Annotated in this window: 13 protein-coding genes; 5 read left to right on the plus strand and 8 right to left on the minus strand. The window is 41.3% G+C overall.

The window, feature by feature from the left end; translation table 11 throughout:
* Nucleotides 1–7: 7 nt before the first annotated feature.
* The 3 genes from OCU87_RS19880 to OCU87_RS19890 all read right to left on the minus strand — a co-directional run bounded on the left by OCU87_RS19880 (nucleotide 8) and on the right by OCU87_RS19890 (nucleotide 3,295).
* Entirely contained in the window at nucleotides 8–1,087 is a 1,080-nt protein-coding gene (locus OCU87_RS19880) for an efflux RND transporter periplasmic adaptor subunit (protein ID WP_261859200.1), read from the minus strand.
* Between the two features lie 86 nt (nucleotides 1,088–1,173).
* Complete coding sequence (locus OCU87_RS19885) at nucleotides 1,174–2,064, minus strand: LysR family transcriptional regulator (protein WP_261859201.1); 891 nt, start codon at nucleotides 2,062–2,064, stop codon at nucleotides 1,174–1,176.
* Nucleotides 2,065–2,242: 178 nt separating this feature from the next.
* Complete coding sequence (locus OCU87_RS19890; protein WP_261859202.1) at nucleotides 2,243–3,295, minus strand: GGDEF domain-containing protein; 1,053 nt, start codon at nucleotides 3,293–3,295, stop codon at nucleotides 2,243–2,245.
* 433 nt (nucleotides 3,296–3,728) lie between these two features.
* Between OCU87_RS19890 and galE the strand changes: the two genes are divergently transcribed.
* Nucleotides 3,729–4,745: a UDP-glucose 4-epimerase GalE gene (galE, locus tag OCU87_RS19895; RefSeq protein ID WP_062689387.1), complete on the plus strand. Its 1,017-nt coding sequence runs from the start codon at nucleotides 3,729–3,731 to the stop codon at nucleotides 4,743–4,745.
* A 92-nt stretch (nucleotides 4,746–4,837) separates the two neighbouring features.
* Here the strand turns inward: galE and OCU87_RS19900 are convergent, their stop codons facing one another.
* Nucleotides 4,838–7,480 carry a molybdopterin-dependent oxidoreductase gene (locus OCU87_RS19900; protein ID WP_261859203.1) on the minus strand — a complete coding sequence of 881 codons (2,643 nt, stop codon included), beginning with the start codon at nucleotides 7,478–7,480 and terminating at the stop codon, nucleotides 4,838–4,840.
* A 502-nt stretch (nucleotides 7,481–7,982) separates the two neighbouring features.
* Nucleotides 7,983–8,918 carry a carbamate kinase gene (locus OCU87_RS19905; protein WP_062689388.1) on the minus strand — a complete coding sequence of 312 codons (936 nt, stop codon included), beginning with the start codon at nucleotides 8,916–8,918 and terminating at the stop codon, nucleotides 7,983–7,985.
* 536 nt (nucleotides 8,919–9,454) lie between these two features.
* Here OCU87_RS19905 and OCU87_RS19910 point away from each other — a divergent pair.
* A complete protein-coding gene (locus OCU87_RS19910; protein ID WP_062689390.1) occupies nucleotides 9,455–10,141 on the plus strand; it encodes a VC0807 family protein in 687 nt (228 codons plus the stop codon).
* Between the two features lie 70 nt (nucleotides 10,142–10,211).
* On the opposite strand, the gene OCU87_RS19915 is transcribed toward OCU87_RS19910, so the two are convergent.
* The gene (locus OCU87_RS19915) at nucleotides 10,212–11,078 is read right to left on the minus strand and encodes a DNA ligase (protein WP_062689443.1); all 867 of its coding nucleotides are present in this window, start codon (nucleotides 11,076–11,078) and stop codon (nucleotides 10,212–10,214) included.
* A 251-nt stretch (nucleotides 11,079–11,329) separates the two neighbouring features.
* Here OCU87_RS19915 and OCU87_RS19920 point away from each other — a divergent pair, with 251 nt between their 5' ends.
* Nucleotides 11,330–12,382 carry a PTS transporter subunit IIC gene (locus OCU87_RS19920; RefSeq protein WP_261859204.1) on the plus strand — a complete coding sequence of 351 codons (1,053 nt, stop codon included), beginning with the start codon at nucleotides 11,330–11,332 and terminating at the stop codon, nucleotides 12,380–12,382.
* Between the two features lie 27 nt (nucleotides 12,383–12,409).
* Here the strand turns inward: OCU87_RS19920 and OCU87_RS19925 are convergent, their stop codons facing one another.
* The gene (locus tag OCU87_RS19925) at nucleotides 12,410–12,913 is read right to left on the minus strand and encodes a hypothetical protein (protein ID WP_062689394.1); all 504 of its coding nucleotides are present in this window, start codon (nucleotides 12,911–12,913) and stop codon (nucleotides 12,410–12,412) included.
* 247 nt (nucleotides 12,914–13,160) lie between these two features.
* Here OCU87_RS19925 and OCU87_RS19930 point away from each other — a divergent pair, with 247 nt between their 5' ends.
* Together OCU87_RS19930 and OCU87_RS19935 are read left to right on the plus strand one after the other, a co-directional pair.
* Nucleotides 13,161–13,847, plus strand: a complete 687-nt coding sequence (locus tag OCU87_RS19930) for an HlyD family secretion protein (RefSeq protein WP_062689396.1) — start codon at nucleotides 13,161–13,163, stop codon at nucleotides 13,845–13,847.
* A gap of 120 nt (nucleotides 13,848–13,967) precedes the next feature.
* A complete protein-coding gene (locus OCU87_RS19935) occupies nucleotides 13,968–14,285 on the plus strand; it encodes a cupin domain-containing protein (RefSeq protein WP_094958220.1) in 318 nt (105 codons plus the stop codon).
* 115 nt (nucleotides 14,286–14,400) lie between these two features.
* Here OCU87_RS19935 and OCU87_RS19940 read toward each other — a convergent pair whose 3' ends face one another.
* The gene (locus OCU87_RS19940; protein WP_261859205.1) at nucleotides 14,401–15,837 is read right to left on the minus strand and encodes a basic amino acid/polyamine antiporter; all 1,437 of its coding nucleotides are present in this window, start codon (nucleotides 15,835–15,837) and stop codon (nucleotides 14,401–14,403) included.
* Between the last annotated feature and the right edge of the window lie 219 nt (nucleotides 15,838–16,056).

The following is a 16,056-nucleotide window of genomic DNA, read 5'->3' on the forward strand; positions in this document are numbered from 1 at the left end:
TGATTCCTTATAACGTTTTGATGATCAATGTCGGAGCATTATCACCGGGCGTTAAATAGCTGCTACCACTGATAACGACATAATCATCAGCGACGAAATTGCCAGTAACACAGGCGCTGTAGGCATCTAAAGATTGCAGATCAACGCTTTCTCGAGCGATAAGGTTATTGCGAATAAGGTGGACATGCATGTCTTCTTTATTTCCAATTAAGGCAGAGTAAGGTAAGCAGTAATCACTGTCTGAGAGCGATAGAGGGGTACTGACGGTTACTGTTTTTCCTGGGAAAAGTTCACGGTCATAATCGTCAAGGGTTAACGTTACTGTGTAGGTCTGTTTGATAAGATTGGGTGTTGTGGTGATTTCAGAAACCGTCGCCAGCAAACTTTTGTCAGATTGGAACCAAGAAAGGGCAGCAATTTGGTTTAACTCGAATTTTGCAATGAGGCTTTCTGGCACGTCAATTTCAACTTCAAGTCGGTTGTTTTGTTGAAGTGTGAGAACGGCACGCCCAGGCAGGACCTGTTCAAAGCTATCAAGCGTGATATCGCCAATAACGCCATTGAAAGGAGCAGTTAATGTGGTATAGCTTAAGGTGTCTGTTGCACGTTGAATATTTTTTTCAACTACTTTGACGGCCGATAAACTGCGTTCGTATCCACTGATAGCGCGGTCAAGATTAACATTGGCAATGGCATCATCTTGTGTTGCTTGTTTAACGCGTTTTAGCTCGGCTTTCGCGAGTTTATGGGCAGATCTCGCTTCTAACATGCGAGCTTGTAGTTCCTCAAGGGCGACTTGATAGTCATGAGGATCAAGTTGAGCAAGTGCTTGGCCTTTAGTGACCACGTCACCTTTTTTTACCCAAATATTTGTGATTGTCCCAGGAACACGAAAAGCTAATGCCGCTTGTTCCTGCGATTGAACCACACCACTAAAATACTTCTGAGTTGTTGGCTGTGCTGTTTGTAGTTCAATAACTTGAACGGGACGCTCTGCTTTAGTTACAGGTATAGAAGAGATACTTTGATTGCAACCAGTGAGGCTGACAAGTAATGCCGCCAAGGTGGTTTTGGTGAATGTATTCATAAGATAGCTCCTTGATGTTATGAGCTATCTTACAATCGAACAGTATTCGGATAATCGGTGATTAATGAGAATCACTGTCCTAAAACCTAGGACAATATGCTGAGTTTAGGGACCTCTGTTAGTAAGTGGTCAATAAGAGTGCGGCTTGCGGTGTTCAAGCTACGTGGCTGCTGATAAAGCAACCAGCCATTTTCTTCAATCGTTGTCTGTCCGTCTAACACTATTTCCAATTTATTTTCATATATTTCTTTACTAACCATTAACTTAGGAACGAAACTGATCCCTCTATTAAGCATCGTGGCACTTTTGACAAACCCTACGCTGTTACAAATGAGCTTGGGAGAGAGCTTGATACTTTGCTGAGAAAAATGCCAATGATCATCTATTTCTCCACTTGGCCAACGAAAGCAGATACATTGATGGTGTCGAAGGTCATCAAGGCTGGTGGGTTTTCCATATTTTTCAAGATAAGATGGAGACGCAACGAGGCAACGGCCTAGCGATAATATTTTTTTTGCGACTAAGTCTGAATCAAATAATTGTCCGCCATGAAAACACAGATCAAGCCCCTGTAGATGCATGTCGTTAAAGCCGTTTGTAATGTTGCGCACATCGAGTTCGACGTCAGGGTAATTGTCCTGAAAATCAAACAAAATGGGCTGCAGTAATTCATGCGTTTCCGGCAATAAGCCTAGTTTTATACGGCCTGTGACGTTTGAGGTTGCATTCGTGACCATTGCGCTGGCTGAATCGAGAATGGCGAGCCCTTTGAGAACTTCTTGGTAGTAAGCTTCACCATTGTTGGTAAGGGATATTGCTCGAGTTGTTCTATGAAATAGCTTAGCACCAAGGGCGTTTTCAAGATCGATAATCTTACGACTTACATTACTTCTCGGAAGATCAAGTGCATTTGCTGCAGCGGTAAAGCTACCTAGCTCTGCCACTTTTACAAACAGTTTTAACTCTTCGATTTTCATACAATCCTTACATGTCACGATATTTGAAAAGTAATTAACCTTTATATAGTAACAAGGGATAAAGAGAAGAAATTATTTTACGAATGACATTCAGCTAATTGACAGTAAGTTTTGTATTAATACCGTCACAATGAAAAGTGCATTGTGACGATTAGTAATAAGACGGGAGGCGGGAAAATTACTCGCTTACTGCGATTTGGTTTTTGCCCCAACTTTTAGCTCGAAGTAGGGCACTGTCTGCTTTTATATAGTCGTAGCAGAACTCTTGGTATTCGACTTGTGTTAAGCCAATGCTGATGGTGACCTGTAATTTTTCACCAGAATCGAGTTCTAAAGACCAACTAGATAGTACCTCGTTTAACCGAGAGGCTAGCTCTTCTGCCTGCTTAATATCAGTTTCTGGTAGTAATAAGCAAAACTCTTCCCCTCCAATACGTGCGATATGATCACTTTGACGGCAATGCTCTTGCAAGCATTTTGCTATCATCATTAGAACCTTATCACCTGCTTTTAAACCAAAACGATCATTGATTTGTTTGAGGTTGTCGATGTCGATCAGTGCGAGTGAAAAGGCACGTAAATAGCGTTTACTTCTAACAGCTTCACTTTGGTAAATCGGTATTAGGCCTTGGCGGTTATGTAAGCCAGTTAAAAAGTCGGTTGAAGCGGTCTTTTTCACTAACTCAATGGCTTCATTTCGGTGACGAGCAAGTAAATACGCAAGGATAAGTACAATTGAGTAGGCGCTAATATTTTGCAGAGCTTCGGGTATTTGAATATGTTTCTCAGCCATCGACTCGACACTTAGCACCATATAAAGAACGCCAAACAGAGAGCTATACCACCAAGCGGTTTTACTGTTTAAAGAAAAAAAGCAAAGAAGTGGAATAGTGAGGCCAATAGTATGACTAATATCATTCTCACCATGCATCATGAATCCGAGTGTACATGTAGTGGTGGTGAAAAAAATAAGCACCCAGACAAGCAGGTAGGGGTTAATGTTCTTTCGGTTTACACACATTAAGACGTAACAAAGCAATGCGCCAGTTAGTGCCGATAAGGTGTAAATGATGTCAACATCAGAAACGAAGTAGCTAAAGGCAATAATCGTACAAATGATCCCTGAAGCGGGAAAAAGAACGGTGAGTTGTTTTTGTAGAGTCTGTTTACTTAATTCGATGTACGCGAAATTTGGGGATTCTAGTTGACTGCTCTTGATACAAACCGACATATATATCTAACTTCCATGTAACTATGTGAGTGATATTCTTCTCATCATGTGAAGAACGTCACTAGAGTAAGCAGCAAATTGTGCGATGTCCAATATTTATATGAAATAAGTGGACTAAATTGATTTGGCGTAAGAATGAATTCAATTAGCCATTGAGTCAATGATAATCCCTTTATTGTTGCTTGTGTGGTTATTCGGCATTCATTAATACTTTAGAGGTATGTAAGGTGGTGGCGTTAGCCGCTAAGGGTTGGAGTTTATGGTCTATTCACTAGTAGTATTAAGATGTAAGTTTATGAAACTTGCGACTCATGATTATAAAATCAGCATTAAGCGCCTTACATTTTTATAAGTATTTAAAAATAGCGTACAATAGTGAAAGTATTTTTTGTCTTAGTTTCAAAGAACAGGCAGCGTAATCAAGGAGAACGCTATGCGCGTATTAGTTACTGGTGGTATGGGTTACATAGGTAGCCATACATGTGTACAGATGATTGAAGCGGGAATGACCCCAATCATTTTAGATAACTTATACAATAGTAAGTCATCAGTACTGGATCGTATTGAAGCATTGACCAATGTACGTCCTGCTTTTTATCAAGGTGACATTCGTGATCGTGTGTTTCTTGATGCCGTATTTAAAGAAAACGATGTCGAAGCGGTAATTCACTTTGCTGGCTTAAAAGCGGTCGGTGAGTCTGTAGAAAAACCATTGGAATATTACGATAACAATGTCCATGGCAGCTTAGTTTTGGTTGAAGCGATGCGTGCTGCGGGTGTGAATAGCTTGATTTTCTCATCGTCAGCAACGGTATATGGTGATCCTGCTTCTGTGCCTATTACTGAAGATTTCCCTACTAGCGCAACGAATCCATATGGCCGTAGTAAGCTAATGGTGGAAGAGTGCTTAACGGATATTCAGCATGCTTACCCTGAAATGAGTATTACGTTACTTCGCTACTTCAACCCAGTAGGTTCGCATAAGTCGGGCACTATGGGCGAAGATCCACAAGGTATTCCAAATAACTTGATGCCATTTATTTCTCAAGTTGCTGTTGGTCGTCGTGAATCTTTAGCGGTATTTGGTAATGATTACCCGACAGTTGATGGTACGGGTGTACGTGATTATATCCACGTTGTCGATTTAGCCGACGGTCACCTTGCTGCGTTAAACTACAAAGGTAAAGACGCGGGTTTGCATATTTACAACCTAGGTACGGGTAATGGTAGTAGCGTGCTAGAAATGGTCGATGCTTTTGCCAATGCATCGGGTGTTGAAGTGAAATACCACATTGCTGACCGTCGTCCTGGTGATATTGCTGAGTGTTGGGCTGATCCTGCTAAAGCGAAAGCTGAATTGCATTGGGAAGCAAAACACACAGTAGAAGATATGACAGCGGATACATGGCGCTGGCAGTCAACTAACCCTAATGGTTACCCTGACGCATAAATGGTTAATAGCCATTGCGTTGGTGAAAATCTTGATTAATAAAAAAGCAGCCTTGGCTGCTTTTTTAATTTCAATGAAACATCCTAGCCGTATTATTTGGCATCTTTCGCGTTAGCTTCAAGAAACGCCATGACTTCTTCTCGCTCTATTGGATTTAAACCCGCACGTGGGAACATACTTTTGGTAATGCCATGCCATTGTGTTTTTGTATATTGTTTTGGATCTTTGGCTGAATGACACATAGTACAGCGCTGATAAAATAATTCTTCCCCAACGCTTTGCTGAGTGCTTGCTGAGCTTTCATTCGCTAAGGTTGTCGTGACTGTAGCGATATTAATATCTGCTTTTTGCGTCAAGACTTGAGGTGGCTCAAATGCTAAGTTTGAAGATTCAGGATCACGGCAGCGTTGAATGTAGGCTAAGCAAGTATTGGCGCTGGTGGCTTGACTCAAATCACTCGAGGCTTGGCTTGATGTCAATACATTAATTGAACCACCATTACAACGTCCTTGGCTATCAAATTGCACCCATGCACCTTCTTCCAAACTGATCACGCCAGGCATGATCTGATCAGACACTTTTGCGCCAGCGATTACTCGGCCACGCTCATTGAATATTTCGACCAATTGCCCCGAACGAATACCGCGCATTTGAGCATCAAGATCATTAATTAATACATATTGGCGACCTTGTACATTTTCATGCTTTCGAACATCTGAATTAGCTAATTGCGAGTGAACGCGCATATAAGGGTGCGGGCTAACCACATGCACTTGGTTGGATTTGGCATTGCCTAAATATTCGAATGGTTCTAAAAATGTCGGCATTGGCGGACAATCTTTGACCTCGAAATTGGCAATGTCTTGGCAGTAAAGTTCGATTTTTCCTGATGTCGTATGGAGCGGGAAGTTATCAGGATCTTGATAAAAATCGCCATGCCTTACCCATTGGTTTGCTTCTTGTGGAACGGGCAATAATGCAACGCCTGCTTGCCAGAAATCATCGAAGGGAAGTGTGGCAGACGAGGCTTTATAGGCACGCTTTAAAATCTCATCGAATGATAAGCCATCGGTGAATTTGTCTTCAACGTTAAAGAGTTCAGCGAGCTTACGGAAGATTTCGAAATCATCAAGGCTTTCACCATAAGGCTGAATCACTTGGCGCATGGCATAAATTTTATCATTACTGTAAGTGCCACCAGATGAAAGGTCATTACGCTCTAACGTGCTGGTTGCTGGCAGCACAATATCGGCATAACGAGATGATGCACACCACCATGGGTCTTGGCAGACGAAAGTTTCAACTTTTTTATTAAGCGCAGCGATTAGCTCATTGGTATCTTGCTGGTGTGATAGCAAATTGTTACCTGCGTTATACACCATTTTTATGTCCGGATAGGTATATTCAATACCATCTCGCGTAAACTTTTTTCCAGGGTTCATTAGCATTTCGGAAATACGTGATGCAGGGCAGGTCGCATTGACTGGATTTTTCCCTTGCGATAAACCAATCGGAAGTGCTTTACCTGATTGTGGCATACCGCCATTACCGTAATGCCAGCTAAAGCCAACACCTTCACCGGGTTTACCTATCTTGCCTAACATTGCTGCAAAGTTAATGATTGCCCAGTGGGTCATCTCACCGTGATTCGCGCGTTGTAATGACCAGCCTGCGGCAAACTGAGTTTTACTTGTTGCAAACTTTTCTGCCATTGCTCGAATATTTTCGACTGATATTCCCGTTATCTTTTCTGCCCACTCTGGCGATTTAACGATGCCATCGTCTTTTCCCATGAGATGGTCGATGTACTTATCAGCACCCACGGTGTAGCGATCGAGATAAGCACTATTATGAAGGCCGGTAGCGTAAACATGCTGCGCCATGGCTAGAAATAGTGCGGTATCAGTATTGGGAACAATCTTTACCCATTCGGCATTGAGTTCGTCGTCAGTTCGTGTTCGTTGTGGGTTAATTGAAATGAACTTTATGCCTTTATCTGCAAACTGCTTCCAATGCGCATACATTTGGTGGTCAGCTACGCGGAATTCTATACGGTTGTTTTTCCAAGGGTCACAGCCAATAAGTACAAAAGTCTCTGTATGTTCTTCAATAATAGGCCATGCTGTTTGCGGTGAATAGACCTCCATATCACCAATGACATGGGGCAAGATCACTTGGGATGCACCGCCAGAATAATCACCTGTTGTTGTACTTTGACCACCGATTAAATTGAAAAACCGTCCTTGTAATACCTGAGGTCTCATTAAGCCTGCGTGTGACCAGCCACCGTAAGAACTACTGAAAATGGCTTCATTACTATGGTTTGTTGCTGTGGTTTGAATAGCATCTGCAACCAGAGAAAGCGCGGTTTCCCAGCTAACACGAACAAAAGGTTCTTTACCGCGTAAATGCGGCTTGTTGTCACCTTTAGGATCGGCAAGATAAGACGCTCGTACCATAGGATACTTAACGCGAGTCTTGTCATAAACACGACTAATCAAGCCTTCCGTCAACATTTCAGTCGGCATTGCATCTAACTCTTTGCGGGGTTGAATACCGATAAGTACCCCCGATTTTACGATGGCATGAAAAGGCCCCCAATGGCTAGCATGTGGGATCACTTCGATATCTTCATCATCAAAAAGTTTTGAGGCAGGGTAAACCATCAAGCCACCGCCTGCGGTAACAGCCGTAGCAATGGATGTTTTTAAAAAAGTGCGTCGAGAAATAGCCATCTTACATTCCGTATTATCTGGTGCTTATCACTACTTAATGAGCTGATAAATAAAGCAATGGCTACATCATAAACCCAAAAAGAGGCATTTCAAATGCCTCTTTTTGGTGTGAGAATTGGAAAATGAAGTAATTTGATGTTTTTCCGCTTTTTAGCGACTAATAGTAGTGTTTTTAACGGTGTTGTCAGCATATTTTAGAAGGGAGTAAAATTTAAAAGAATGATTTCATTTTTGATTGGTGTGGATGATAAATAGACATAAACACTAATGAGTTATTATTTGTACAATAAAATATCTAAAGTTTGATTGTATTTACACTTAGGGGTTTTAATGAAAAAGAAGGAAGCAAGTCCGATTTTACTTAATTAAAGTGAAGTTTTATTAAAGCAACTAATATGTATTTTTAGGCATAAGTTATAAGTCATAAAAAAGCGTAACTTACAAAAAGTAAAGTTACGCTTAAAGAATAATTGGTAGTCTTACTTATAGTTTATTTATTAAACTATGAGTAATAAACAATACCTTCACCTTGAGTGATTAATGTACCAGCTTCATTACGTGTAATTCGGTCTAAATCGAATAGAGAACCGATAGCTGCATTACCGCGACCTGAGTTTACAAATTGACATACCGCGTCAATTTTAGGACCCATAGAACCAGCAGGGAAGTTAAATTCAGCTAGGCCTGCAGGTGTTGCTTGTTTCATTTCAGCTTGGTCTTCTTTGCCGAAGTTACGGTAAACAGAGCCGTCAGTTAGGATAATGAATAGATCAGCATTAATTTTTTCTGCTAATAACTCAGCCGTTAAGTCTTTATCGATAACACATTCAACACCTGTGCCAACACGGTTGTCGTCGAAGCAAACTGGTACACCGCCGCCGCCACAAGCAATAACTAGGTTTTTAGCTTGAAGTAGCGTTTCAACTTGTTGAAGTTCAACGATATCTTTAGGTTTTGGTGATGGTACAACGCGACGGAAGTAGTCGCCATCTGCTTTAAACATCATGTCAGATGATGCCATGATTTCTTTTGCGCGTTCTTCTGTGTAAACAGGGCCAACAAATTTAGTTGGATTAGCAAAAGCAGGATCTTCTTTACTGACTTCAGTTTGTGTCACAAGTGTTGCGATCGCAAGGTCACGGTCAACGTTACGAAGTTCTTGTTGAAGCATGTAACCGACCATGCCACAAGTTTGTGAACCAAGTACATCCATTGGGTATGGTGTAGTTTCAGGTGAGTACTCTTGGTAAGCTGAGTTTTGTTCCATTAATAGACCAACTTGTGGGCCATTACCGTGAACAACAACAATCTCATGCTCTTTTGCAACTGCAGCAATGCTTGCTGCTGCTTTTTTTATATTTTCACGTTGGTTTTCAGCGGTGAGTGCTTGGCCACGAGCTAATAAGGCATTACCGCCTAAAGCTAATACTATACGCATATGATCATATCTCTCTGATTATTTAATTATTATTTATTTTGATTAAATTAACTCTGGTGAAACCAGGCTATTTATATCGGGTCGTAGAATAATCATTAAGTGGCTGAAATATTTACCGCCTTAATGTGGGGGTAGAATAAGGAAAAATAGCATGATGAAATGTGATAAAACTCTAACTATCATAGTACTAGCAATAACGTTGAAAATAACAGATGAAGCTAGTAACGATTAATTATCCACGTTAATGAGTAAATGTAATTAATAGTAAGGTCATTATATACTTTTGATTCGTCAATAATGCATAAACTGCCACTGAAAGAGTGTGGCGAATTTATATGATTTCTTTGAATAATGTCGAGCCGATCACAATATATGTTGGTTAAGGACTGAAATTAGGCTCTTAGCACGTATCTGCTATGTTTATAAGTAGTCGGTATACGCGGCTTAACGCTTTGTAACGTACTCAGGCTTTACAGGGTGCTAAAATCAAGAAACAATAGGCGCGCATTGATATCAGATAACGTTTGTAAGGCACTATGACAGAGAAAAAATCGAATCCATTTTTAGAGATTGTGTTTAATGTCGTGATCCCATCAGGGATCTTGATGAAGCTCAGTGGTGATGAGCACCTAGGTTCCGTTGGTGCATTAGTCATAGCTCTAGCTTTCCCATTGGCATTTGGTGGCTACGAACTAATACGCTTTCGTAAATTTAACTTTATATCGCTACTTGGTTTTGTAAGTGTGATGCTAACAGGTGGTATAGGCTTACTTGAATTGGACACTAAGTGGTTAGCTGTTAAAGAGGCTTTGATCCCAGGTTTAATTGGTGTGGGTGTTTTCATCTCAACTTTCACAAAGTTTCCCGTTGTGAAGAAGATGATCTTCAACGATACAGTATTGAATCTTAGTGAGATCAATCAGCGCTTAACGCAAAATGGTCAGCAAGCTGATTTTGAACGTTGCCTAATGAAGTCTAATTACTTGTTTGCAAGTACGTTTGTATTTTCATCAATCATGAATTACGTGTTAGCAACGTGGATTGTAACCAGCCCATCGGGTACTGCTGCTTTTAATGAAGAACTTGGTCGTATGACGTTACTGAGTTATCCAATGATTGCGATTCCATCTATGGTTATGATGATGGGGATTTTCTATTTTGTTTGGCGTCAGATTCGCAGCATGACACAGCTCGAAGCGGCACAAATTTTCAAAACACAGTAATTATTCGGTAAACCTTATTTTAGGGTGGGCCAGATGAATGAAAAAAGCGCCAGAAGGCGCTTTTTTGTTTTTAAATATCAGGATTATTTCGGACTCTTACATAGCGAGCAAACCGTGGGATGCCGCTATCAGTAAGACCGTTATAGCGAAAGTTTACGGTAGTGCCTATTTTTGGAGGAGACTGACGTTCAATATCTTTAAAACCAGTGCCTATTTTGAACCTGATATTATCTGATGTGACGACCCAAATTGCGCCCATCATTCCCGTATACTTCCCTTTACCTTCTTCGTAGCCGACGACTTTAGCCTCGGCATCTTGGTAGTGTTTTAATTTTAAGAGTTGTTCACTTCGGCCAAGTTGGTAAAGGTTATCTTCGTGATGAATCATCAAACCTTCACCACCAGCATCTGTTGTTTCATCTAAGGCTTTCTCTAGTTCATTGAGGTCTTTGACTTTAAATTGCTCAATGACTTGAATATGGGGATGATTAAGTGCGGTGATCGATTCGTGCAGCATGTCGTAGCGTTGTGAGAATGCCATATTCGGTGTTGGCGTGTCGTACACCATAAAGCTAACGCTTAGCCATGAATCATCATCTGGTTGTGTATCAAGCACGGTTCTTGCGACGTGTTGAAAACCACCACGCCCAGCCCATAGCTCACCATCTAGTGGAATGGTAGGAAAATGCTGTGTAAACCAATCTGGTGCATTTAGCTTATTACCAGAACGAGTAACGAATCCTTTACCATCCCAAAATGCGCGAATGCCATCTAACTTCTCACTGATTAGGTACTCATTAATAGCGGCATCTAAACTGAGCTTATTTTGTACTGTTGTCAGGAGCAAATCATTGGCTTGCATAATGGATGGGGCTGAATTGTTAGCCCATAAAGGAAATGAGAGTGTTAACGCGAGAGTGATAGGGGTTACCTTCATATCTGTCTCAAGCCGTGATAGCCAATGGATACCTATCATGCTAGTGGAAATTTACTTGAATACGCTTTTTTATGCTCATAGTGGTATATGGGTTGCTTTTTTATTTCTCCGCCTAATCAAAATGAGTATAAATTGGAGCAAAACACAATGAAATTGGTATTCAAGCTAAGCTGCGTTAGAATCGCCTGCCGAATGGGGATCACACAATAAGAAAAACTAACAGTTACAGAGTTAGAAAAAACAGGTTGACTATGCAAGTAACAAAACAAGGTCTTCAAGTATTTTTTAAAAAGAAAAATATTGAATTCACCTTCCGAAATTATTTTATTCATGTCATGAGCTTTATGGCTCTGGGGTTATTTTCATCACTCCTTATTGGCTCAATTCTCAATACGATTGGGATTAAGTTTGGCATTCCAATTTTATCCGAAACATTATGGCCCATAGCTAAGCAGATGACAGGACCTGCGATAGGGGTTGCTATCGCGTATGCCTTAAAAGCCCCACCATTGGTACTTTTCTCGGCTACTACAGCTGGTGCCGCTGGTGCAGCGATGGGGGGGCCTGTTGGTGCTTATATCGCAGCCGTTGTTGCAACTGAATGTGGCAAGTTAGTCGCAAACGAAACTAAGGTCGACATTTTGGTAACACCTGCCGTTACTGTGACTATAGGTGTCTTAGTAGGAAGTTGGGTTGGGCCGCATGTTGGCGAATTAATGGATGGTTTAGGTAATATCATCATATCAGCAACAACGTTACAGCCATTATTAATGGGGGCGGTTGTTGCTGTGCTAATGGGTATGGCATTAACGCTACCTATTAGTAGTGCAGCTATTGCGATTATGCTAAGCCTAAATGGATTGGCTGCTGGAGCTGCAACCGTTGGTTGCTGTGCACAAATGGTCGGGTTTGCGGTGATGAGCTTTCGTGAAAACCGTTGGGCGGGTCTAGCTGCTCAGGGGATTGGAACGTCAATGCTACAGATGCCCAATATTATCCGTAATCCTAAGATATGGTGGCCGCCTATTATTACCTCTGCCATTCTCGGTCCTGTATCTACGTTGCTATTTACGATGGAAAACACACCACTTGGTGCTGGTATGGGTACATCTGGCTTTGTTGGCCAAATTCAAACGTATATAGCAATGGAAGGTGTAGGTTTAGCTGATGGTGATATATATAAAGCAATCTTTATCATGCACTTTCTTGCCCCTGCGGTAATCACATTAGTTATTGCAGAAGCAATGCGTAAAATCGGCTGGATCAAAGCTGGCGATCTAACCCTAAACCTATCAAGCAAATAGTCTGACGGTTCACCTAATTGGCTGCTGTTACTGGATAGCAGCCAAGCTTTTTACCGATATCCCACATTGATAAAAAGCATCCGCTTGTGCTTTATCCGCGACAAAGAACAAGTGTGTGTTCATTCCATCCATATCTAGCCGTGTTTTATTTCCCCGCGCTTTGAACTCTTTAATAAATGCGGTGGCATTGTCATTTGGTGGTGACAGGGTTGTCGCATAGATAGCCATGTTATCAACTTCTTTATAGAGCCTATGATCAACAGGGTAATCTTGGTTTGCATACCAGTTATCAAGTTGTGTGGTTGATTGACGTAGTAGGCCAGCACTCTTGTCTTGGAACGATTGGCGATGAAAAACAGTAACGGCGGCTTCCTCGCTAGCTGATAGGCTTAAAAGCAGTACAATGTTTTGCTGGTTGCGTTCCTCATTCACAGTAAGAAAGCAGGTATTGCCTTGTTGATGGTAACTCGAATTCTCAAGTAATGGTGTTGAAAATGCGGATACGGTTAGGAATAAAAGTGGGGTAACCATTACTTGCCTCCTTGAGCGTTGAAATTATCGCGTACAATAATGTGTCTTCTTGACTTGAATGTAGCTAGCTGTGGTTGAGACAGATGTCTTAGAGGCTGGATTCACCTGCAGTAAGAACTTGTCTTAATATTTGGACAGGTGAAATTCATAAAAGTGCAGTGAATATAATTGATATTGTGCTGACATATATCGCTATCTAGCTGATATGATTAGTAACAACGCTGGCTTTAATGTGAGGAAGGTAACGATGCCCTCAAAAATGCAAAATGGAAGCACAACATCATCTTTGGTTATAGCTGCATTCGTCGGATCTGCAATAGGCTTTATTTTATCAACGGCGGTATGGCAGCGCCAAGATCGCCCTACGCAGGATCAATACCAAATAGCTATTGACGAAAATCAGCAATGGAAAGAGAAATACACGCAACTTGACGTGCGTTATACCCAGTTGGAGACACAGTCGTCATTGGATAAGAAGCAATATAGCGCAGACTTAAACACGGCAAAGACCCAATTGGAACAACAGAAAAAAGATTTTGAAGCTAAACTTGCCCAGCTGAAAAAACAGCAAAAGAAAATGACTGTTTCTCAGAAAAAGCTGGATACAAAAGTGGTGGCGTTAAAAGTGACAGCTGAGAAACAAAAAGTTGTTCTTGATAACTCGAAAGAGTTGTATCAGCAGCAGTTAAAACTTCAAAAACAAATAGATAGTGCTGCCGCTGATGTTAAAAAAGCACAAGCAGTAGCGAAAGAATCGAAGAAAGCTTGTGATGAGTTTAAAAGCGGAACAAGCTGGGATTGGGTATCAGAAGCGGATTGTACCAAGTACGAAGCTAAGCTTGATATCGTAGAGGGTGAACAGGCTAAGCTCAGTGCCTTAAATAGTGAATTAGAAATACTCAATCGTAAGATTGAGATATCACTGCCTGAATAACCATGAAATATTTATAAACGCGACGTTCGATTAAAAGGTGGGGAGCCCTGCCTTTTATAAATGAAGGTGTGATTGTGGTTTTGTACCATATTTTATGCCATATGGATTATTGGGATAAATATGAAAAATAGCATCTTTGCTGATATACCAAGCGAGCTACCTGATGAATTTTTTAACGATATTGTAAAAGCACCCAATGTGCGTATTGAACGCATCGTCTCGAAAGGTCACATCACGCCGAGTGGCGATTGGTATGATCAGGATGAAAACGAATGGGTGATGGTCATAAAGGGTCAAGCTAAGCTGTTATTTGAAACGGATATGAATGAAGTGAACTTACAAGAAGGTGAGTACATCAATATCCCAGCACACCAACGTCACCGCGTCACTTGGACTGACCCAAGTCAGGAAACGGTTTGGTTAGCTGTCTTCTATTAACCGTGTGTTAGGCTACTTAAAGCGCTAAAAAAAGGCTTACTCAATGCTCGTTATTACGATGATTGATTAAGCCTTTTTTGTTTAATTCAGTATTAGTATTAAATATTTAATGCACCTAAATATTCAATGTGCCACTGGCTAACAAAGTAATGGCTGAACTTGCCATCACAGTAATGACTATAGCGCCGAACCACTCTTTTTTACTGTAGAGTAAAGCCTGATTTCGCTCTTTACGTGTCCAAAACATAACAAGCAACCCCGGAAAGTAAAGGAGCGCCACGAGTAATAAGTAATCCAAGCCAGCGGCATAAATTAACCATGTACCGTATAACGTTGCGATACTACTTGCGAGCAAATCCCAATTGCGTGCACTACGGCTACCTTCATAGCAATTGTTCTTCAATGCAACTTGTAAACCGTACGCTGCAGATAGGCCGTAAGGGATCAAGATTGAAGAAGTTGCAATGTTGACGAGTGTTAAGTAAGTACTTTCGCTAAATAACGTCATGATTAAGAAGGCTTGCACACCGATTGTCGAAGCTGTTAATGCAGCAATGGGAGCGCCGTGGCTATTTTCACGACTAAACCATCGAGGGAATAACCCTTGCTTGGCTGCAACCATAGGGGCTTCCGCCGTTACAACCGTCCAGCTTAAAAGCGCACCACATACTGAAACAATTAAACCAATATTTATTAGCCATGCGCCCCAAGGGCCAACAATATGCTCAAGGATGTGTGCCATAGATGGGTTGTTAAGTGCTGCCAATTCTTGTTGTGTCATTACACCAAAAGCAAAAAGTGTTACAGATACATACAAAACGAGTGCAACGACTAAGGCAATAATAGTTGCTTGTCCGATAGCTTTACGGTTTTGGGCACGCCCCGATAGCACGACAGCACCTTCAATACCAATGAATACCCAAAGGGTTATCGACATGGTATAGCGGACTTGATCCATCACATTACCTAAGCCACTATTGTTCTGCGCCCATATGTCCATACTGAATTTATCAACATTGGCAGCAAGTACAGCAAATGCGAGGAAGGCACAGAGTGGAACTAACTTGGCAAGTGTGACAACAACATTGACTAATGCTGCTTCTTTGATGCCTCGAGTGACTAAAAAATGCATCAACCAAATTAAAATGGTTGCACCAAGCATGGCTTGCCAAGTGTTTCCTGACCCAAACAAAATGTTGTCAGGTGTGTCAGTAAAGTAGCCAATCGCACTGAATACGACAACGGCATATGAAGTATTAGCAAGTAGTGTATTTAGCCAAAATCCCCATGCGGAATTAAAACCAAGAAAATCCCCAAAACCAGCTTGTGCATAAGCAATGACACCACCGTCTAAGTTGGGTTTACGGATTGAAAGGCTATAAAAAACACGGACTAAACCAAGCATGCCAATGCCCGTTATAAGCCACCCGATCATTACAGCACCTGGCCCTGCGCCTGCGGCCATATTTTGCGGTAAACTGAAAATACCTGCGCCAACCATAGTGCTTAAAACCAGTGCGGTGAGTGCGCCTAGTCCTAATTTATTATTCATTATATTTTTTAGCTTTTTTAAAGATGCTATAAGCCTAGTAGCAAAAAACAAGATAACGCGTAGTTATTCATATCCAATCAAAAGCTGAATATAGATGAATGCATCGTGATATCTGACTATTAAGCTGCGCATTAGAGAAAATGAAGGGTAAAGATAGAGGATTGCAGGACAAACATCAATTTGAAGCTGATGGGTTGGTGAATAAAACCTCTCTTTATG

It is taken from the genome of Photobacterium sanguinicancri (genome assembly GCF_024346675.1).
GTDB classification, from domain to species: Bacteria; Pseudomonadota; Gammaproteobacteria; order Enterobacterales; family Vibrionaceae; genus Photobacterium; species Photobacterium sanguinicancri.